A 19,606-nucleotide genomic window follows, 5' to 3' on the forward strand; every position below is an offset into this window, starting at 1 on the left:
TCGGGGGCACCTACACCGGACTATGCGTGAATTGGTCTTCGCTCTCGAATACGAGCCCGGCTGCAACAGGGTGGCGGACACTCTCGCCGCCCACCCCGATGCCCGGATCCGCTCGCTCTCGCTGCACGCCACCGCCGACCGGCTCTGGCGCGTCGATCACGCCACGGGGCCACCGGATGCGCTCGAGGACATTGAGGATGCCTTCCTCACCGCCGACTACTACGCGGACTGCCTCGTCACCGAGGACTGTGGCGCGACTCAGACAATGCAGGTCCTCGACCACACCGATGACACGATCGTCCTCTACTCCGACTGGGAGCGCACACCGACCTGTGCATCCGTCCCTCACATCGCCCGGGACCACCTCGGTAACGGCGTCATCTTCGAGACACGCCACGAAAGTCGCCATTATACCTGGCGGATAATTCACTCCGGAGAGGGTGACGTAGCGGCGTTCTTCGAGTCACTCAGGGACGCAGTTGGCGAGTGCGCCCAAATGGAGATGCTCAGAACGACGGAGACTGCTGGCTCGGGTAACGCAAGCTCCGAGGGGGACGGCCTCTCCCCAGAGCAGGAAGCCGCCCTACGGGCCGCCGTCGAACACGGCTACTACGAGTCGCCACGCGACGTCGACGTCGGCGACCTGGCTGAGCATCTGGATGTCCCCCGGTCGACGCTCACCTACCGACTGCGGCGAGCAGAAGAACAGCTTGCGAAGCGCCACGTCAATAGCGAGCAGCTGCCGCAGGAGCCACCGGCTCGGCTCTGAACCGGCTTAGGTTGGAATATTCCAACAAAAGCTTATCGAACTGACGCTCCTCCATCGAAGTGATGACTACTGACTCGGATGCGGCGGAGAAGACGAGCGGCGGTCAGAAGCAGGAATTGACCGCCCGACTCACTGTCCCCGAGATGGACTGTCCGTCTTGCGCTCAAAAGGTGGACAAGAGCCTCGGACGCGTCGACGGCGTCGTCGACGCCACGCTCCAGCCGACCACCGGCATGGCCACCGTCACCTACGACCCTAACCGCACCAGCGAGGCCGACGTGGTCGCGGCGATCGAGGCCGCGGGCTACGAGGTCGTCGGGGGAACGGCCGACGACGATGAGGATCAGCAAGGGACGTCGGTCGACGGGGTCGACGTCGCGCCGCCAGCAGAGGTCTGGTCGAGTCCCCGCGCGAAGAAAACGTGGTTCGGGGCCGCACTGGTCACCCTCGGCCTGCTGTTCGAGTTCCTCCTCGCCGGCCAGAACGTCGCGGTCGCGAGCCTACTCAGCTACCCCCTCCACGTCGCGGACGTCCTGTTCCTCGGGGCCGTCGTGTCCAGCGGTGTGCCCGTCGTCCGCAGCGGCTACTACTCCGCGAAGAATCGAAGTCTCGACATCGACCTGCTGATGGGGACGGCGATCATCGCCGCCACAGGCATCGGCTACTTCGTCGAGGCTGCCACGCTGGCGGTCCTGTTCAGTATTGCCGAGCTCCTCGAGGAGTACGCGATGGACCGGGCGCGAGACTCCCTGCGCGAACTGATGGGATTGTCGCCCGACCAGGCGACTGTCGTGCGCGAGGGGGAGGAAGTGACCGTCCCCGCCGAGGAGGTGGAGGTGGGCGAGGTCGTGGTTGTCCGCCCCGGTGACAAGATCCCGCTCGACGGGACGGTCGTCGAGGGCGAGAGCGCAGTCGACCAGTCACCGATCACGGGCGAGAGCGTCCCCGTCGACAAGACCACCGGCGACGAGGTCTACGCCGGTGCGATCAACGAGGAGGGGTACCTCAAGGTGGAAGTCACCTCGACCGCTGGCGACTCGACGCTCTCGCGCATCATCGAGATGGTACAGGGCGCACAAGCGGAGAAGACCGAGACCGAGCAGTTCGTCGATCGGTTCTCCGGCTACTACACACCACTGGTGGTCGTGCTGGCGATTCTGACTGCCGCGATTCCACCGCTCATTATCGCCGATCCAGTGTCGGTCGAACTAGCCGGGTACGGCGTCACCTTCGCGAGCGACTGGCAGACGTGGTTCATCCGCGGACTCACGCTGCTGGTCATCGCGTGCCCGTGTGCGTTCGTCATCTCGACGCCCGTCTCGGTGGTGTCAGGTATCACCAGCGCCGCGAAGAACGGTGTCCTGATCAAAGGCGGCAACTATCTCGAGGCGATGGGCGAGGTCGACGCCGTCGCCCTCGACAAGACGGGAACGCTCACGAAGGGCGAACTCGCCGTCACCGACGTCGTGCCGGTCGGCAACACCGACGACGCAACACTCCTCCGGTACGCGGCCGGGCTGGAACGGCGGAGCGAACATCCCATCGCCGCGGCGATTCTCGTCCGCGCCGAGGGGGCTGGCGTAGGTAACCTGCCTGAGCCGGATGGCTTCGAGAGCCTGACCGGCAAGGGGATCCGCGGAGAGATCGGCGGCGAGACGTATTATGCGGGCAAGCCTGCGCTCTTCGAGCATCTAGGCTTCGACCTCTCACGGGCTCGCCGCGAGACAGACGGTGGCGTCGTGACGGAAGATGTGGGCGCGTCCGAGGATGGGACGTTCGCCGCGGACACGATCGCCGAACTGGAGCGCGAGGGTAAGACGGTCGTCATCGTCGGTACGGAGTCGGAACTGCTGGGTGCGATCGCCATCGCCGATGAGGTACGCCCGGCCTCGAAATGGGCCGTCAAGCGGCTCCAAGAGCTTGGTGTAAAGCGGGTGGTGATGCTGACCGGCGACAACGAGGGCACCGCCCGTGCCATCGCCGAGCAGGTCGGCGTCGACGAGTACCGCGCCGAACTCCTACCCGACGAGAAGGTCGACGTAGTCGAGGAGTTACAGGCGGAGTACGGTGAGGTCGCGATGGTCGGTGACGGCATCAACGACGCACCCGCGCTCGCCACTGCTGAGGTCGGCATCGCGATGGGCGCGGCCGGCACCGACACCGCCCTCGAGACGGCGGACGTCGCGTTGATGGGGGACGACGTCGGGAAGCTCCCCTACCTGTATGACCTGTCTCATACGGCCAACGGCGTGATCCGGCAGAACATCTGGGCGAGTCTTGGCGTGAAGTTCCTCCTCGCACTTGGCGTGCCGCTGGGGCTGGTGAGCGTCGCGCTGGCGGTCGTTGTCGGTGATATGGGGATGAGCCTCGGCGTCACCGGCAACGCGATGCGGTTGTCGCGAATCGAGCCCGACCGATTCGTCGACGCCTGACTCTGCGCGCAGGAAGCGCGGCCCGAGGATTCCGTTGCGTCGAGACAAATTGGAGTTTTTTCTGGGGCAGTAGGGACTGAGCCCCACAGCAGGCTCGTGATCGGATGCCCGAAGAACCTACTTACGATCCGTTTCACGACTGCGAGTTGGACCCCGAGGCGATCCAGTGCTTAACCGAACACCAATGGATTGCACACTTAATCCGCCATCACCGGCCACTTTCACACTTACACCGACAGAATAATCGATAGCCAGCAACGAGTTGGATCAGTCAGCGAATTACCAAACAGGGTCCAACACCTATGAAAGCCGGCCACCGCGACAAGAACGACAAATGTAGGAATGTTCTTGTTTCTGACTGGACATTCAATATACGGGACCGTCGTATAGTCACAAGATCAGCATATCGATACGCAACCGTTGATTTTCGAGGGGACATACAGACAGCCGTCTCGAACACTGAATCAATATTCCCTATCAGGATTCGGTCGTCACTAACCCGATGAAGGACACGACTCGATCCGCGATAATCGCTGGGCTCGCCATTTTAGCAGTCGCGTTTGCCGCAGCGACGCTCAATTCGACGGTTGTCCCCGAGAGTAGTGGTCCGAGCGGTCCTGATGGTCTTGGTGGAGATGGGGATGGTGGGTTATTACCGCCTCCGCAGTCCAGCCCGACACCTGGGGAGACATTGCAGATTCCATTCCTCACAGAGATACTCACGCTTCTGGTGGTTATTGCTGCGCTGGCGTTCATTGCGTACGTGATCATCTACTGGCGAGAAGCTCTTGGAATCATTCTCGCTGGTGTCGCTCTGTTGGGGCTGCTATTTATCCTGTTCCAGTTGTTTTCTTCGCCAGCCCAACCCCCAAGTCCGCCGATGATGGAACCCGGGAACGGCAGTATACTCGGTGGTGGCGGCGGTGGTGGGGGGTCGGATACCACCCAGCCCTCTCCTCCATCACTGATTTTATTGCTCGTTCTCGGCCTCGCGTTCGTTGGTGCTGTCGGTGCCCTTTTCAGAACCACGACCGACGATAGCGACGATTCCCCCGGGGAAACCGATGACGGGGGCACGAATGCCGCAGCCGTCGGCCGAGCTGCGGGACGCGCGGCAGCTCGGCTCGAAGAGGAAGCGGATGTCGACAACGAGGTGTATCGCACGTGGCAAGAGATGACCGAGTTGCTTGATGTCGACGATCCTGGAACGAGCACGCCAAGAGAATTCGCCGCCGCCGCTGTCGAGGCGGGCCTCGGCAGTGATGATGTTGGCGAGCTCACGCGACTCTTCGAGGACGTCCGATACGGTAATCAGCAACCATCCGACGAGCACGAACGGCGAGCGATCACCGTTTTCCGCCGGATCGAGGATCGGTACGCGGAGGACGACTCGTGAACTACCGCCGTCTCGCGTTGGGTGTCGGCATTATTGCTCTGGGTTTCAGCCTGATTGCGATTGTCTATCCCGGGCTTGTGGCGTTCAGTCTCGATCGAATCCTCGTGTCGGTTATCGGTGCCTTGGCCCTCATACAAGCGCTGCGGGTTATTCAGACCCGTCGGCATGGAGAACTTGACGAAGCTGAGACGCCCGACCCGGAACTTCCAATCGCAACCCCTTCGCCCGGTGAAGAACTCGAGTCCGTGCTGAAGCAGTTCCTCGGTACGCGACGTATCTCTTATCACCGGATCCGTATTCGGGAAGGCCTCCAGTCGGCTGCGGTGGCTGTACTCACGCAGTATGGAGCGTATTCTGAAGCGGAAGCGGAGGTGGCGGTAGCGGCTGGAACGTGGACTGATGATGTCTACGCCGCCGCATTTCTCGGTGACAAGAATACACCGACACCAACCCTTCGTGCTCGGCTTCGAGATGTAGTTCGTCGGGAGTCCTCCGTACAACGAGGTGTTCGACACACGATAGACGAGATTGCTTCGATGGCTGGAGTGACGTCACGGACGGCCGAACGGACGGTCCGTAGCCCTCGACGTCGCAATACACGTCAGGCAAACTCCAGTACCGACGACTCTCCGACCCAGTTCTCCACAGCGATAGACGAAAGCAACGAGTTCGACGACAAGACAGAGGATATCGTCGCCCGTGAGTCTCATTCCACGGGGCACTGGCGAGGTGTGAGCGTGGTTGCACTCGTCGGGATCGGCGTCGGTATTCTCGTCGAACAGCCCGCGGTACTGCTTGCCGGTGTCGTCGGCATCGGGTTCGCTGCCTACGCCCGCTCGTCGGCACTTCCACCCGGCAGTGTGTCTATCGAACGGACGCTCAGTGCCGATCAGCCGGAGCCAGGCGACGATGTCGAGGTAACGGTCACTGTCACGAACGAGAGCGACCGATTTCTCCCCGATCTCCGACTCATCGATGGCGTCCCCGAAGCCCTTGCGGTCACGAACGGCTCACCGCGGTTTGGGACGGCCCTTCGGTCGGGGGAGAGTGCAACGTTCACGTATACGATCACGGCTCGTCGAGGCGCTCACACCTTTGGGCCAACCGCCCTCGTGGCACGCGACCTGACCACCGCGATCGAACAGGAACGGTTCCTCCCTGCAGAGACTACACTAATATGTATCCCCCCGCTCCGGACGTTGGCAGAACCTGTTCCGCTTCGAGAACAAGCCACCCAGTACGTGGGTCGTGTGGAAACCCCTATCGGCGGTGACGGAATCGAATTCTATGCCACCAGGGAGTATCGACCTGGAGATACTATGAGTCGTATCGATTGGAACCGCCGGGCGCGGACGGGTGAACTCACCACAGTCGAATTTCGCGAAGAACGCGCCGCGACAGTGGTCATCGTGATCGATGCTCGAGAGACGGCATACGTCTCGCCGGAGCCACATATACCGCACGCGGTCGATCGTTCCGTCGATGCTGCGAGACAGCTCTTCACAACCTTATCCGATTCGGGGGATCAAGTCGGGATCACTGCATTGAGTTCTGAGCCATGTTGGCTCGCTCCGGATTCCGGTGTCGACCACAGACTCGAGGCACGAGAACTCCTCGCAACCCACCCTGCGTTGACCTCGGTCCCCACGGAGAGTCGCTCGGCGATGGTTCGTTGGCGGAAACAGCTCCGCAAGCGGCTCTCCCCCGGAACGCAGGTCATTTTCCTCACTCCGCTCTGTGATGAATATAGCGGTCGATTCGCTCGAAGACTCGACGAATACGGCTATCCCGTCACGATCATCAGTCCCGATCCGACCGCCGACCGGACGACCAGTCACCGACTCTCACGAGTCGCACGAACCCTCCAGATTTCGGCGCTTCGGAGCCGTGATCTTCCGGTTATCGACTGGCCAGGGGACGAAACGGTAGACGTTGCGCTCGCCCGCTACAACGAACGGTGGTCACAATGAAGACGATTCCTCGGGCCCCAGCGCGTCTTAGCAGCTGGGGTTCGGTAATCGCCGCGTTCGTCGCCTTAGGGGCGAGCGGATTCTATTCGTGGCCTGCTCTGGCTGTCGGAACGGGAGGGGTGCTACTGCTCGCCGTCGGGCTCGTCCGTGGGGCGAACTCCGCAGTGACAATTGGAACGTTCGGCTTGTTCATGGGAGGAATCATCGCCGGCATCCAGAGTGCCCCGGTCGTGCCGGTTCTCGTCAGTGTCACGTTCAGCGTGCTGGCGTGGGACGTTGGGGGGAGCGCTATCAGCATCGGTAAACATCTCGGTCGAGACGCCGACACGAGACGCATCGAGGCAGTCCACATGACTTCAAGCGGCGTTGTCGGCGTGGTCACGGCGAGCATGGGCTACGGGCTCTATCGGACCGGAACTGGTGAGCAGCCAGTCGCAGCTCTCGTCTTCTTGCTGATCGCCGCCGTCCTGTTAGTCGAGGCGCTCGGTTAGCTGTAATTGAGGGCGCTAAGCCCCCTTCTGCTCACGGCGATGCCGTTCGCATGGTCAGCGGGACCGACGGTCCCGCGCTATCCGCAGCGAGCGAAGCGAGCAGGGAGGGGAGACAACGCCCGCACGTCTTGTTTTCGTGTGAATCGGCACCTTTATTATTCTTCGGTTGAAGGTGGTAATAAGATACTCACCACGCCTTCGGCGGTGTTCACACGCGACAACAAGCGTGCATCGTCGGTTGTGGCCGAGTGTCGAACCGGTAGGAGTGGGACACTTCGAACCACCTGTCAAGGGAAGCCGCCTGTGGAGTCTGGAACCGTCCGCAGAACGCCAACAGCGTTCTGCCGGGCCGCACGAGACGCTCCGCGTCTTGTGGACGCTGTGGGGACGTTCCCTGCACGTTCCAACACCGAAGCAGGAAGCCCTGTCCTTAACAAGCGAGGGCTGGGTAAGCCCGAGCGCGGTAGGGCAGGGTAGTTCACTCGACCGTCGGGACCTGTATCTCGTCGAGCACGCTGTCGATTACCGTGGTCTTCTGGACGTCGTTGACCCTGGCGTCAGCAGTTAAGACGAGCCGATGGGCAAGCACCGGGTGAGCGATCGTTTTCACGTTATCCGGCGTCACGTATTCACGTCCGGCGATGACCGCCCGCGCTCGTGCCGTCTCGAACAATCGCTGTGTGCCACGTGGCGAAACGCCGACCGCGACCCGTGGATCATCGCGCGTTGCTCGACTAATGTCGAGGATATACGTGATGAGATCGTCATCCACGCGCACCGTTTCGGGGACTCGTTGGACAGTCCGGACGTGGTCGGGCGAAAGCACTGACTCGACGGATGGACTGCGTTCCTCGCGGCTCGCACGCCGATACAGGAGTTCAGCCTCGCCATCGTAACTGGGATAGCCCATACTAGCTTTCACGGCGAACCGATCGATTTGTGCTTCGGGGAGGGCGAAGGTCCCCTCCTGTTCGACTGGGTTCTGGGTCGCGATGACGAAGAAGGGGTCCGGCAGTTCTCGCGTCTCGCCGTCGGCAGTTACCTGCCGTTCTTCCATCGCTTCCAAGAGTGCGCTCTGGGTTTTCGGCGGGGCTCTATTGATTTCGTCGGCGAGAACGACGTTAGCGAAGATCGGTCCTTCGTTGAACTCGAAGCTCCGATCACGCTCGTTGAAAATGTGCGTGCCAGTAACGTCCGATGGAAGGAGATCGGGCGTAAATTGGATGCGCGAGAAGGACAACCCCAGCGCCGTGGCGATGCTTCGGGCGGTCAGTGTCTTGCCTGTTCCCGGAACGTCCTCTAGGAGGACGTGCCCCCGCGCGAGTACGCCGAGGAGAACCGTTTCGAGAAACGACCGGTCAGCGATAACCGCTTGTTCGACCTCTGTGAGAACTGAATCACAGTGGGCAGTTGCTTCCTCGATATCCATCGTCATGTCACCACCGGACAGCGGGTCGTCCGTGCGGTGATCGCGCGTGTATTGGCTTCATGAATGTCCATAATCATGGTACAGGTTCTGATCCACTCATCGTTCTGCGTCGATATACTGGGAGCATGAGTTCTATGATCGCGTATCGTGTTTGGCTGTTCTCTTGAAAAGGAGCCAAACGCTCTGGAGGGGCCCTCCAAACCTCCGGGAAGCGTTCGGTTCCATGGCTCCACTCCGACGTTGGGCCGGGATTCAGAGTATCGCGGTGGGGGGAGTGACGGCGGACTGGGGCCAACTGGGAATCCCAGCGCCATTGACCAAACGTTCGGTCAAAATAAAGTTACCGGGTATGTGTCGTATCCCCAGAAATCGCAGTACGGCAAATCCTTCCGAGAACGACCAAATTCACCGCTTAGCAGCCTAGTAGCACCGACACCGACGCAGTCTGGTGATTTATCTATTTGCCGTTCAGTGACCTCTGCTTATAAATGCGATTTCATCCTTCAATTTCGGGTGTTTCAGAGGGTTGAAGAGGGTCTCTGTGGAGGTAATTCAGCCACCGGCCGCACTCGAGGCAGGCGGCTACTCGACCGACGACCTACGAACACGCCGTGCGCTTTCCGAAGACATGGAGGATCAATTTGTCCAACAAGGACCCGTCTACGACGTCTTCAGTGAAAGTGGGAGCACGTAGTAGTCGACGTCGAAAAGGAACGTGCACCTGCCCTGATTTCGGACAGCGCCAACCCGACGATGGCTGTAAGCATCTTCGCCGTGTCGATCTCGAAACTCGGACTGGACTGGTCCCAGCCCCAGATGGGACGTTCATTCGCTAACCTCTGCCTCTCGGATATCACGAACCATTCTCAAGCTATAAGTGCATAAATCCCCTATCTACTCCCAAGACCATGGATGACTGGACTGAAGCGATGACTGCTCGAGACCGGATCGAAGCCGTTGCCCTCACACTTCGTGAGCCGAGGTCGGTCAACTGGATCAAAGAGCAAGCAGAGGTTGGATCCTGGGAAACGACGAAATCCCAACTCGAGTATCTCACTGATGCAGGCCAGCTTACGACCGTGGAGATAGACGGCGATACGCGCTACAGGATCGATCCAATGCGAGCGTACCTCGACCATATCCAAGAGCTTGTCGTCGAGAATACGAAAGACGAGCTTCGAGACGAACTTGAGGCAATCGCATCGGAGATTGCAAAGTGGAAGCGCGAATACGACATCAATTCTCTCCATGAGCTCGAGGAATCACTTGGAGAAGAGCTCCCTCCAAAAGAGGTCCGCGATCGACGAAAGGTGATCACCTATTGGGAGGAAAATCAGCACCATCGTCAGCTACTCACCAACGCACTTGGGCTATACGACGATCTTTCAGCACAGGATTACGGTTCAAATTCAAGTTATCCTCAGCACGCCGATTGAGATGGGACGGTTCACTAGCGGTGAAAATCCATACGACAAGCGACGTGTCTATCAGCGGATTCACCAGCGGCTGAGTACGCAGTCGGAGTTTTCCGACGTCCAGTATCTTCCCTCTCGAAACCGCCCTCGCGAGATTCATGCCGTTGTTGACGTTGAACGGTTTCTTGATTACTCGTATCGGTCGACAACTGCTCGAGTCGAAATTGAATTCATATTCCGTCAGGACTGGAACCACTATTGGATTCAGTGGGTCGAACCAGAACGTGGCTTTTCCTGCGGATGGCATCAGGATAATACTCACACGGACTTAGGCCACTGCCACTTTCAGATCGATTATCCGGATGGTTCAGTGGAGCGAGAAGAGGCTGCGTTTCTGGATGCGCATCCGCTATCAGTTGTCGAAACTCGTCTACAAAGTCTACTAGAGAAGCTCGCTGCAATGTCTTTCGAGTAATCGCCAAATCCATCTTTTAGTGCCGTGTTGAATAGCGATCCAATCGGCTGATATCACGGGTTAGAAGGGCGAAGCCGAGGAAATCGATTCTGACCTATGGAAGTCGATCTCCTCGACTTCGTTGAGCAGTGTCGCCACCTAGCCAAACAAGCGTTGGGGAAGCACGCGGGCGAGCCCGCCAGCGGCGGGTTCGCCCGCTAGGTGCACGTCGTTCTGCACTGTTTCCGGCTCGAAGACGGCCACAGCTACCGTGAAACGCCGAATCGGCTGAAGTACATGACCGAGATTCGTGATGTGCTCGGCTTAGACCGAGACGATCTTCCTGAGTTCACCACGATCTACAAATCGTTCGACCGTCTCAAAATGTGGGTGTGGCGGGCGTTGCTGCGCGTTTCAGCGCAGCAACACCCGCAGTCTGGTCACGCAGCTCTCGACAGTACGTTCTTCGATTGCCGCTCAGCCTCCTCGTACTACCGCCAGCGGTCTGGAAGTGACGTGCAGACGCTGAAAGTGACGACATTAACCGATGTAGACTCACTCGCTGTTCTCGACGTGCATATCTCAGCACGGTGGAAACACGATACGAAGACTGGGCCGCAGGTCGTCCGCCGGAACGCGGACGACCTGCTGTCCGTCTCGGCTGACAAAGCCTTCCACAACTGGCACACCAAGTACGAATTCTATGCGCTCGGTGTCGAACCGCTCATCTTACAACGTGGATCGAGACCACTCACGGTAGGACGTAACGCGCTCATCCGGGCAAAAGGCTACTCACAGCGCTGGATGGCCGAAACTTCCTACTCAACGACGAAGCGCTCGCTCGGCGACGCCGTGCGAGCGCTGGGCTGGTATCGACAGTTTCGTGAGATCGTCCTCATGTTCGCCATCGCCAATATAGAACCGCTCTGTGAGCCACTTTAACTATGATTCAGTAGCTATTCAACACGGCAGATAGATGGACCCTCTAATATAGAGATCAGACTTCAAACCAACAGTTGATGACACTACCTCTCGCCTCGTTCATAGCGGCAGGCGTGCCCTTTGCTAGTAATTCAATGATACCTGCGTATATGTTTCGCTTATAGAGTATTCTTGGGTTATTAACAATATTAGCGTGACTATCAATTTCGATTGTATCACCAATGGAACTGAAAAAAGACCGAGACTATAATCGGAAAAGACTAATCGCGACTCGTTCCATTCACCTGGACATAGCTACTGAACGTCGAGGGGGGACGACGAGTGGTATCTCAGCGTTCCCTGACGCTCGTCACCCGAGTAGCCGCCTCGCGACTTGCAACATCCCTGCTGATCGTTCCAATCATGTACAACGGAGTGGTTCCCGATGAGCGCGCTCGACCGAGTGATTTTCGATGAACGAAGTGATCAGTCGGATGATTTAACCGTCGCTATCCACCAGCCGAATTACCTACCCTGGATCGGCTACTTTCAAAAGATCTACCGCTGTGATGTCTTTGTCTTTCTCGACACGGTCGAGTACACGTCAAACTCCTGGATCAATCGCAACAAGATCAAGACCCCCGACGGATGGACATGGCTCACAGTTCCTGTTCACGGATCTAATGGATCGATCGCAGACATGGTGATCGCCAACGATAGCTGGCGCAATAGCCACGAAAAGAGCCTGCAACAAAATTACGGGAAAGCCGAGAATTTTGACGAAATCAACGATCTATTCGCACAGGCATACGCAAAGTCGTGGGAATCGCTGTGCGAATTGAACATCAATCTCGTTCGAAAACTCGCGGATCGGCTCGGACTCGAGTGCAGGTTCGTCCGCTCGTCAGAACTCGACGTCGATGCCTCAAGCAGCGAGCGAATTGTCAGGCTCTGTACTGAACTCGGTGCTGACCGGTACTTCTCCGGTACGGGCGCCCGCTCGTACAATGATCACACACAGTTCGAGACAGCGGACATCACCCTCGAGTATCAGTCCATCGAGCACCCGCAGTACGAACAGCGGTTCGGCGACTTCGTCTCGAAGCTATCGATCGTTGACGTACTCATGAACGTCGGAGTAGACGGCACGTCCGACCTCCTCCACTCGGTAACCAACCATGAGTAGTGTCAAGACGGCGACGCCAGATGGGTGGGCTGAAAACTTCAGCTATGACTATTACCGGAAACTGCTCCGGACGCTCTGGACGAACTACGAGGTTTGTACGCTCTCGGAGTACCCCGACTGCCGTTCGAACGGGAAGCGTGTGGCGATTATGCGACACGACATCGACGTATGCGTCGAACGGGCGGTCGAAATGGCGAAATTCGAACATGAGTTCGGCATTCAGTCGACGTACATGGTCATACCTGATACGCCGTTGTACGACATTGATGACGCGAGAGACCAACTGTTCGAGATCACAGATTTAGGACACGAAATCGGCCTGCATTGTGATTTGGACTGGGAAACAACCGATGACTGGGAAGGGGAAGCGAACATCGATAGCGGTCTTTCTCTTGCAGAAACGAAGCAGATCGAAGACGCACGACGGCAGCTGGAATCGATCGGCATCGGGCCTGTTGCATCACTCTCTTTCCATCAACCAGTGGACCGAGTACTCGAGGGGCCATCAACGATAGTTGGAATGGTCAACGCGTACAGTTGGGACCTGATGTCGGCGTACATCTCCGACTCCGCCGGCCGGTGGCGTGAGGGAGCACCGATTGAGAGAATAACAAGGTTCGGGATGGCAGACGTCCTTCAGGTTCTGACGCACCCAGTCTGGTGGGCAGCAGAGCACAATCCACCGATCGAGCGATTTCTCACTGTAATAGATGAGGAGTTCGCCGCGGTGAACGAGCAGATGTACAACGAACTCGTCTCGATCGGTCCGAAGTATGGTGACTGGACCGACCAGATGCCGTCTAGCACATTCACCGCTTCGCGTTGGTCGAAGAGAACAACGGCTTCTTCGTGACACGGCTGAAGGCGAACGTGAACCCGTTGATTGTCGGGAAGCGATGGAAATGGCGCGCCCGCGCCATTTCCGTACCAGGACGTCGCCTCCAGGACGTTCTGGGTGATCTTATACGAGAGTTCATCGACGTGACCGTGGAGATTACGTTCAAGCGACGGCCATACGCTGGGAAGCAGTCGAGCGGAATCAATATACTACTGAGAGCCATGAACGCACTTCTCGAAACCGAAGGACCAACCGAACAGTAAATCACCAACAAACTCACTGAGTGCTGGACTCGAGGTGTCCCGGTCGCACTCTCGTGTGGACGGTGTGGCGACACTGTCTGCGACCGAGTGCTACCGGAAGAAAACACCAACAAGGAGATAATCTATCGGTATTATGCTGCTATGCACCTTCTGAAGGGTGACTTGCTGTAGAAACTCTCTCTTTTTCGCAGTCGCCACTGCTAGCTCCAACAGAGATATCACAAACCGCGGGGGGAGAGACCCACCGCTTGCCTCGAGACTGTCCCCGCAAAGGCATGTCCCCAGGCAGTTGAACAGTCACACAGAGAGACAATAAACCTTGAGGTTCGCCGCACTCGAGGTTCGTTGCTGCTCCCGAGGATACCGATAGTCGTGAGAGGGCGTGGTTGATCAATTCGGCCGCCGGTCGCTGACTGGGACCGACTTGGCGTCCACCTCAACGCGATCGTCGGTATCATCGACCCACGACGGAGACGTTCCTGCTAGTCGTTATACGCGTCGAGGAGGTTCCACTCCTCGCCCATCAGCTCTCGGACGCCGTGTTCGAGTATTCCTTCACCGAGTGAGGTGACCTGATAGTACGAGTAGAGGCCTTCGGTGTCGGGCGTCTTCCGTTTTCGATTCTCGACGAGCCCAACATCGATGAGTGCATCGAGATGGTAGTGAAGCGCGTTCGACGGGAGGTCAAGTCCCTGTTCGAGTTCTTTCGCACTGTGAGCTCCCGTTTCGGTGAGGAAATGGAGAATCCGAAAGCGGGTTTCGTTACCGATCGCTCGCTGCATGTCCAGTGACATCCTCCCCGGTGTAAACAGTACACGAATGATCGGTGCGTGACCGTGGACAGTCTCCCGATTAACGGCACGAGTTCTGGCGGGGTGGTTTGCGCTCTTCGGCGTCATCAACGGGGTCGTCATGTTCGACCCGCGCTGGAGTGCTGCGCGAATATTGATCCAGAGCCAGATGCTCGGTTTCTCACTCATGCTGGTGGGTGTTGCTCAAGTCTGGCATAACTTCGACCCGTCGAACGTGTTGACGTGAGGTATCGTCGGAAGGATGGCACTGTCTCTGTGTGCCATCGTTGTCCTGTATCTACGTATGGAACGGCTTTGACTCTCGGATGCACCGTCCATTTGGAAGTTTCTTATCAGTCTCCGTCGCCAGAATGCCTATATCAATGGTACGCGAACTCATACCATGGGATCGGTCTCACCGATATCGCCACTTAACGATATCGAATTCTTGGCGCGATCGGAGCACCGTGTCACGGCACTCGCTGCGCTTGCTCGGCGGCCACAGAGCAGGACGGATCTCCGTGTCATGACGGGGGTGTCACAGTCCACAATCGGCCGCACACTCCGTGAATTCGAAGAGCGACGATGGATCATCCGGGAAGGGGCACACTACGAGGCCACACCGTTGGGGTCATACCTTGCCACAGGAATGCGGGAATTTGTCGATCGGGTCGAAGTCGAACAACTGCTGCGTGACATCTGGCACTTACTCCCGGATGCCGAAAGCGGATTTACAGTCGATATGTGCGCTGAGGCGACAATCACCATCGGCGATGTCGCTGATCCCTATCGGCCCATCGACCGATTCCTCGACCTTCTCGGCGAGACCACCGAGTTGAGATTTGCGGGCTTCGACATTGCCCTCATTGCCCCGTGTAAGAGTGAGCTCTGTCAGCGAATTATTGATGGGATGTGCACGGAGATTATCGGCCCACCGAGCGTCGTCAATCATATCCGCTCATCGTATCCCAAGGAATTCGAGGAAACTCTGGCGAGTGGTAATCTTACTGTTCGTGTTCACGACAGCTTGCCGCACTACGGCATAGGGATATTCGATGGTCGAATTGCAATCAGCGGCTACAACCCTAACAGAGGGACGGTCGAAGCCCTTCTCGATACTGATTCGACAGAAGCATGTGAGTGGGCGGAGTCTGTCTACCGTTCCTATCGGCGAGAGGTACCGACTATTGCCATTGAGTCGAATGCCAAGTAGTCACCCTGTTTCAATATACGCCAACAGATAATTCTAGTGACGACTACCGCAGCGGCGATTACAACAGAAGTGAGAACGATCGATCACTTGCAGCAAATGACCACATGCCAACGGCTGCAATGGCCGCAACTTTCGCCAGGGCACCAGTAGATGCCTATCTATTCTCCGACGGCTTATTCGAGTTTGCCGGAAGGTATGAGAGAAAATGACGATGTATCCACACACGTTGGCGGGGAAGCACAGCACCAACAGCGAACGACGAACCGGCATCACGATCGGAGAGGAGTGATACAGAATGTCTATCAGTAACGGAGTCAACGTTGAGCAACTTGGCGAAGCAGTCGAAGCGATTACCGAAGATTCGGACGTCGGTCAGTTCCAGTTCCGCGCCCGTACAAAGTGGACTGATTCCCTCCAGTGCGTGACGAAGATCGACGATTTCGATCAAGCTGGCCAGACAATCACGACACAGGAGTTTACTGTCGAAGGTGACGAACCAGAGCAAATTCTCGGTGAGCGAACCGCGCCTAACGCCGTCGAACTTCTGCTTGCCGCCCTCGGATCGTGTCTGAGTGTAGGGTACGCGGCAAACGCCGCCGCGATGGGCATCGAACTCAACGAACTCCGATTTGACCTCACAGGAGACGTGGATCTCCGGGGATTCCTCGGGATCTCTGAGGACGTCCGCGCGGGATACGACTCTGTGACCTGTACGGTTCACATCGATGCGGACGCCTCCGAAGAGGAGCTCGCCGAACTCCGTGAACGCGTCGAGAGCACCTCTCCGCTGATGGACAACATCGCTAACCAAGTCACCCTTGAGACGGACTTGGTAGTCAACTAAGTAGGTGATCGAGAATGGCTAACACACTCAATGTCGAGAAACTTGAGCGCGAAGTCAAAGGTGTCTATCGGGCCGTCGCCGAAACGCCCGATGGCGAGTTCCACTTCCAGATGGGCCGACCGTTGGCAGAGAAGCTCGGCTACCCACCCACGGAGCTTGATCAGGTACCGGCACGAGCAGTGGAGTCCTTCGCCGGCGTAGGTTACCACTTCGACCTCGCTGACCTGCACCACGGCGATGACGTACTCGACCTGGGTAGTGGGTCGGGGATGGACGCGTTCTTCGCCGCGCTTCACACCGGAGATTCTGGGAGCGTGACAGGTCTTGACATGACCGATGAACAGCTTGAGAAGTCAAGAAGTTTGCGTGATGAAGCAGGGGCGGAAAATGTCTCCTTCGAGAAGGGCTACATCGAAGAGCTCCCGTTCGATGATGAGACGTTCGACATCGTGACATCTAACGGTGTCATCAATCTCTCGGCGAAGAAGGACAGCGTCTTCGAGGAGGCAAATCGCGTCCTCAAGACTGGAGGGCAACTGGCGATTTCCGACATCCTCAGTGAGACCCATATGCCCGACAGCATCACGACCAACGCCGACCTTTGGGCGGCGTGTATCGGCGGGGCAATGCAAATCAATGACTACACTAACCTCGTCGAAGAGGCGGGGTTCGAGGTGATCGAGGTCAGGGAAAACCCTCAGTACGAGTTCATTTCAGAGCAAGCGCTTGGAGCGTGTCAGAAGTACGGCGTAAAGAGCATCTCTGTCGGTGCCCGAAAACAATAGAGGATGGCACTTAGGCCCGTAGTGGAACTCATTTTCCGATCTCCGTACCTTGAAATCGATAACAGAATTGGTCAGGTCAAATAGTCCACTATGCCGATGGATCGACCTCCAGTGAGAAAACGATCGAGCGAGCGATTGCGAACGCCTCCGAATTCTCGAATACAACCCGCTCAGCAGGACGCAACGTCTTTCGAGACGAGTAAAACCGATGCTGGCTTAGTGATTCACGCTGATTTCTGCTGTTCGATCATACCTAAAAGTACCCATGAGATGACTTGTTCGTCGTCCTGATTGAAACCACTGAGCTGAGCATGCACATGTCCCAATCCAGGAACACCTTCTGAAGAGCGTTTCTCGATTATTTCCACGTGGAGGGACAGTACATCACCGGGTCGAACCGGGGTATGCCACCGGAGTTCATCGACGCCGCGCCCACCGGCGCTCGCCACATTGTCGAGAAAGCCATCAACGAACATTCGCATACAGATTGCTGCCGTGTGCCAGCCGCTTGCGATGAGTCCTTCGAACGCGGATTTCTGAGCTGCGTTTTCATCGACGTGGAATGGCTGCGGGTCGTACTGTTCGGCGAACTCGATTATTTCCTCTTTTGTTACCGTGTGACTGCCAGATTCGAACGTCTGGCCGATTTCCAGGTCTTCGAAGTGTCGTAGGTTCGGGGGTTCTTCCGACGACATTCTGTATCCGTTGATCATGGGCTGTGTGGTGTTGTCAGTGTATCCGCCGGGAAATTCCGCGGACGATGGAATCGATCATACTCACGAATACACTTCATGTCACAGCTTCTCGATACCGCCCGAAAGAACCTCACTTCAGCGGAGTATTTCAACCGGGGACCTGTACGGCCATTTGTTTGTAGTGCTCGTACTCCGCTTCAGCCCAGCGGAGGCTCTTGGCGGTATCATTGATCACGAGTCCAGTCGCATGGCCTTCCTCTCCGAGTTCGAGACAGACCTCTGTGCTGTCCGAAGAGGAAACGAGGAGGAGAGTAAACGGCAGCTCCATATCCGTCCGCCAGAGCGTGACGTCACTCGCGGAAAGGATATCATCGGTTTCACTCGGATACTCCTGTTGAAGATTGGTCATGATCTCCTCGGTGAAGATGATCTTCGCGCTGAGCTCGCCATCGATGATCCGCTGGTGAAGTATCGAGAGATACTTCGGTGAGACTGCTGGCGAGAACCCACGGATCATATCCGCATTCCGGAGCATCGTTTCGATGCGAGTGAGGTGCCGATCGACTGAGTGATTGTCCGGTGTGACAACTTCAGCGCCGACAAGTGCCGATGGATCGATTGCATCGGGAGGGAGAAGCGCAAGCAAGTCCCCAAGACCGGCCGTCCGCGCCATCTCGTCGTATTGCCGGAGGGCGACGATTCCGAACAACGTTGGCTGGAGGCCCACCTGCGTTGATTCGATGAGTTCCAAATCTCGTAGCTGTGAGATGCCTTTGTAGACCGTCGATTTGGACGCGTCGAGGTGGTCAACGAGTACGTGCCGCTCCTTCGGAGCGTCGAGGAGGGACCGGAGGATATCGTGTCTCCGTGATAGTATCTCGATTAGTTCATCCGCATCGGTGATCTGTGGGCTTTCCGACGCGACATCAGACATCAGTGGTTCCTCTATTGTGGCGATTGTTGTATGGGAGCTTTACTCTATCCGAAGATTCCGGAGACTCCGGAATTTCCCGCTCGGAGTGTTGATGCTCCGCGTCACTCTCTCTATGAGCATGGCAACTGAGCCAGTCACGAAAGATGCAATGTCCGAACTCGGTGTCGAGCGGAGTACGATCCGGTTCTTCGTTCTCTGGGGAATCACTGTCGCAGTGGTGGAGACGGTCGCGTTCCGCCTTACTGGACAGATTCTGTTGAATCCGGCGAACGGGATCGTTCTTGCTGGATTGTTCATCGCCACGATTCCGGCGATGGCACTGCTGACGTACCCCGTCTACAGGTGGCGTGGCGTTACTGGGGCTGAACGGCAAGTTGCGTCGGTGCTGTACTTGCTCCCTCAAATAGTGGTTACTGTAGTTGCACTGGTGGACTTTGGGATCATTTACCCGAACATGGTGCCGGGTGCCGCGCGATATTTCGGCGCAATAATCCTTCTGGGGTCCGCTGTCGTGCTAATCACCGGGTTCGTCCCTCGCAGTGAGTGAGTCACTCGTGCGTAGCAGAGACTGATAGGAATGTCTAACGCATCCCCGCGTCTGTAGGCGCGGGTCGAGTGGAAGGCCCGGGGCGACGACCGCTGTCAATACCGGGCCGGATATCCTACGTCGGTACGTGTAAGCGCCTGTCTGTCCTGTTTCAATGTGCTACTCCGGTGGAGAGAGTCATACCAGAGAACACACGTATGCCGATGACTCGGCCGGAGACGGGGCCTGAGTGA

The 19,606-nt window shown here is 57.6% G+C and carries 16 protein-coding genes and 4 pseudogenes; 16 read left to right on the forward strand and 4 right to left on the reverse strand.

Features of this window, described 5'->3' with window-relative positions:
• Positions 1 to 22: 22 nt before the first annotated feature.
• From NJU76_RS23210 to NJU76_RS23230, 6 genes and pseudogenes are all read left to right on the forward strand, one after another.
• Entirely contained in the window at positions 23 to 769 is a 747-nt protein-coding gene (locus tag NJU76_RS23210) for a helix-turn-helix domain-containing protein (protein WP_254532814.1), read from the forward strand.
• Positions 770 to 831: 62 nt separating this feature from the next.
• Positions 832 to 3,201 (forward strand): heavy metal translocating P-type ATPase, encoded by a 2,370-nt coding sequence (locus NJU76_RS23215; RefSeq protein ID WP_254532815.1) that lies wholly within the window; start codon positions 832 to 834, stop codon positions 3,199 to 3,201.
• A gap of 691 nt (positions 3,202 to 3,892) precedes the next feature.
• On the forward strand, positions 3,893 to 4,597 hold the full coding sequence (locus tag NJU76_RS23220) for a DUF4129 domain-containing protein (RefSeq protein WP_254532816.1): 705 nt from the start codon (positions 3,893 to 3,895) through the stop codon (positions 4,595 to 4,597).
• Positions 4,594 to 5,103: pseudogene (locus tag NJU76_RS27215) on the forward strand (DUF7269 family protein); the annotation flags it as partial. The gene NJU76_RS23220 and the pseudogene NJU76_RS27215, both read left to right, overlap by 4 nt.
• A 231-nt stretch (positions 5,104 to 5,334) precedes the next feature.
• Entirely contained in the window at positions 5,335 to 6,567 is a 1,233-nt protein-coding gene (locus NJU76_RS23225) for a DUF58 domain-containing protein (RefSeq protein ID WP_254532817.1), read from the forward strand.
• Complete coding sequence (locus NJU76_RS23230) at positions 6,564 to 7,058, forward strand: DUF7519 family protein (RefSeq protein ID WP_254532818.1); 495 nt, start codon at positions 6,564 to 6,566, stop codon at positions 7,056 to 7,058. Before NJU76_RS23225 ends, NJU76_RS23230 begins: the two co-directional genes overlap by 4 nt.
• Positions 7,059 to 7,536: 478 nt before the next feature.
• Here the strand turns inward: NJU76_RS23230 and NJU76_RS23235 are convergent, their stop codons facing one another.
• A complete protein-coding gene (locus NJU76_RS23235; RefSeq protein ID WP_254533935.1) occupies positions 7,537 to 8,487 on the reverse strand; it encodes an AAA family ATPase in 951 nt (316 codons plus the stop codon).
• A 553-nt stretch (positions 8,488 to 9,040) separates the two neighbouring features.
• Between NJU76_RS23235 and NJU76_RS23240 the strand changes: the two are divergent.
• The 6 genes and pseudogenes from NJU76_RS23240 to NJU76_RS23265 form a co-directional block, all read left to right on the forward strand.
• Positions 9,041 to 9,323, forward strand: a pseudogene (locus tag NJU76_RS23240) (hypothetical protein); the annotation flags it as partial.
• A gap of 72 nt (positions 9,324 to 9,395) precedes the next feature.
• Positions 9,396 to 9,923: a DUF7342 family protein gene (locus tag NJU76_RS23245; RefSeq protein ID WP_254532819.1), complete on the forward strand. Its 528-nt coding sequence runs from the start codon at positions 9,396 to 9,398 to the stop codon at positions 9,921 to 9,923.
• A 550-nt stretch (positions 9,924 to 10,473) separates the two neighbouring features.
• Positions 10,474 to 11,298, forward strand: a pseudogene (locus NJU76_RS23250) (IS5 family transposase).
• Between the two features lie 424 nt (positions 11,299 to 11,722).
• Positions 11,723 to 12,463, forward strand: a complete 741-nt coding sequence (locus NJU76_RS23255) for a WbqC family protein (RefSeq protein ID WP_254532820.1) — start codon at positions 11,723 to 11,725, stop codon at positions 12,461 to 12,463.
• 148 nt (positions 12,464 to 12,611) lie between these two features.
• Complete coding sequence (locus NJU76_RS23260; protein ID WP_254532821.1) at positions 12,612 to 13,316, forward strand: polysaccharide deacetylase family protein; 705 nt, start codon at positions 12,612 to 12,614, stop codon at positions 13,314 to 13,316.
• Positions 13,277 to 13,498: pseudogene (locus NJU76_RS23265) on the forward strand (IS4 family transposase); the annotation flags it as partial. The gene NJU76_RS23260 and the pseudogene NJU76_RS23265, both read left to right, overlap by 40 nt.
• Positions 13,499 to 14,046: 548 nt before the next feature.
• On the opposite strand, the gene NJU76_RS23270 reads toward NJU76_RS23265, so the two are convergent.
• Positions 14,047 to 14,544 (reverse strand): winged helix-turn-helix domain-containing protein, encoded by a 498-nt coding sequence (locus NJU76_RS23270; protein WP_254532822.1) that lies wholly within the window; start codon positions 14,542 to 14,544, stop codon positions 14,047 to 14,049.
• A gap of 214 nt (positions 14,545 to 14,758) precedes the next feature.
• On the opposite strand from NJU76_RS23270, the gene NJU76_RS23275 reads away from it, so the two are divergent.
• The 3 genes from NJU76_RS23275 to NJU76_RS23285 all read left to right on the forward strand — a co-directional run bounded on the left by NJU76_RS23275 (position 14,759) and on the right by NJU76_RS23285 (position 17,197).
• Positions 14,759 to 15,568 (forward strand): helix-turn-helix transcriptional regulator, encoded by an 810-nt coding sequence (locus tag NJU76_RS23275; RefSeq protein ID WP_254532823.1) that lies wholly within the window; start codon positions 14,759 to 14,761, stop codon positions 15,566 to 15,568.
• Between the two features lie 295 nt (positions 15,569 to 15,863).
• The gene (locus tag NJU76_RS23280; RefSeq protein WP_254532824.1) at positions 15,864 to 16,412 is read left to right on the forward strand and encodes an OsmC family protein; all 549 of its coding nucleotides are present in this window, start codon (positions 15,864 to 15,866) and stop codon (positions 16,410 to 16,412) included.
• A 14-nt stretch (positions 16,413 to 16,426) separates the two neighbouring features.
• Positions 16,427 to 17,197 carry a methyltransferase domain-containing protein gene (locus NJU76_RS23285; protein WP_254532825.1) on the forward strand — a complete coding sequence of 257 codons (771 nt, stop codon included), beginning with the start codon at positions 16,427 to 16,429 and terminating at the stop codon, positions 17,195 to 17,197.
• Positions 17,198 to 17,421: 224 nt separating this feature from the next.
• Here the strand turns inward: NJU76_RS23285 and NJU76_RS23290 are convergent, their stop codons facing one another.
• Both NJU76_RS23290 and NJU76_RS23295 read right to left on the reverse strand, forming a co-directional pair.
• Positions 17,422 to 17,892 carry a MaoC family dehydratase gene (locus NJU76_RS23290; RefSeq protein ID WP_254532826.1) on the reverse strand — a complete coding sequence of 157 codons (471 nt, stop codon included), beginning with the start codon at positions 17,890 to 17,892 and terminating at the stop codon, positions 17,422 to 17,424.
• 148 nt (positions 17,893 to 18,040) lie between these two features.
• Complete coding sequence (locus NJU76_RS23295; protein WP_254532827.1) at positions 18,041 to 18,826, reverse strand: helix-turn-helix transcriptional regulator; 786 nt, start codon at positions 18,824 to 18,826, stop codon at positions 18,041 to 18,043.
• Positions 18,827 to 18,944: 118 nt separating this feature from the next.
• On the opposite strand from NJU76_RS23295, the gene NJU76_RS23300 reads away from it, so the two are divergent.
• Entirely contained in the window at positions 18,945 to 19,373 is a 429-nt protein-coding gene (locus tag NJU76_RS23300) for a DUF5367 family protein (RefSeq protein ID WP_254532828.1), read from the forward strand.
• The last annotated feature ends 233 nt before the right edge of the window (positions 19,374 to 19,606 follow it).

This window comes from Natrinema gelatinilyticum (assembly GCF_024266705.1).
Taxonomy (GTDB): Archaea; Halobacteriota; Halobacteria; order Halobacteriales; family Natrialbaceae; genus Natrinema; species Natrinema gelatinilyticum.

What these genes read in the sequence shown, in the direction of transcription:
- NJU76_RS23210 (WP_254532814.1), top strand. Translation starts at nt 23, where the DNA reads ATGCGTGAATTGGTCTTCGCTCTCGAATACGAGCCCGGCTGCAACAGG.
- NJU76_RS23215 (WP_254532815.1), top strand. Translation starts at nt 832, where the DNA reads ATGACTACTGACTCGGATGCGGCGGAGAAGACGAGCGGCGGTCAGAAG.
- NJU76_RS23230 (WP_254532818.1), top strand. Translation starts at nt 6,564, where the DNA reads ATGAAGACGATTCCTCGGGCCCCAGCGCGTCTTAGCAGCTGGGGTTCG.
- NJU76_RS23235 (WP_254533935.1), bottom strand. Translation starts at nt 8,487, where the DNA reads ATGGATATCGAGGAAGCAACTGCCCACTGTGATTCAGTTCTCACAGAG.
- NJU76_RS23245 (WP_254532819.1), top strand. Translation starts at nt 9,396, where the DNA reads ATGGATGACTGGACTGAAGCGATGACTGCTCGAGACCGGATCGAAGCC.
- NJU76_RS23255 (WP_254532820.1), top strand. Translation starts at nt 11,723, where the DNA reads ATGAGCGCGCTCGACCGAGTGATTTTCGATGAACGAAGTGATCAGTCG.
- NJU76_RS23260 (WP_254532821.1), top strand. Translation starts at nt 12,612, where the DNA reads ATGCGACACGACATCGACGTATGCGTCGAACGGGCGGTCGAAATGGCG.
- NJU76_RS23270 (WP_254532822.1), bottom strand. Translation starts at nt 14,544, where the DNA reads ATGAGTGAGAAACCGAGCATCTGGCTCTGGATCAATATTCGCGCAGCA.
- NJU76_RS23275 (WP_254532823.1), top strand. Translation starts at nt 14,759, where the DNA reads ATGGGATCGGTCTCACCGATATCGCCACTTAACGATATCGAATTCTTG.
- NJU76_RS23280 (WP_254532824.1), top strand. Translation starts at nt 15,864, where the DNA reads ATGTCTATCAGTAACGGAGTCAACGTTGAGCAACTTGGCGAAGCAGTC.
- NJU76_RS23285 (WP_254532825.1), top strand. Translation starts at nt 16,427, where the DNA reads ATGGCTAACACACTCAATGTCGAGAAACTTGAGCGCGAAGTCAAAGGT.
- NJU76_RS23290 (WP_254532826.1), bottom strand. Translation starts at nt 17,892, where the DNA reads ATGTCGTCGGAAGAACCCCCGAACCTACGACACTTCGAAGACCTGGAA.
- NJU76_RS23295 (WP_254532827.1), bottom strand. Translation starts at nt 18,826, where the DNA reads ATGTCTGATGTCGCGTCGGAAAGCCCACAGATCACCGATGCGGATGAA.
- NJU76_RS23300 (WP_254532828.1), top strand. Translation starts at nt 18,945, where the DNA reads ATGGCAACTGAGCCAGTCACGAAAGATGCAATGTCCGAACTCGGTGTC.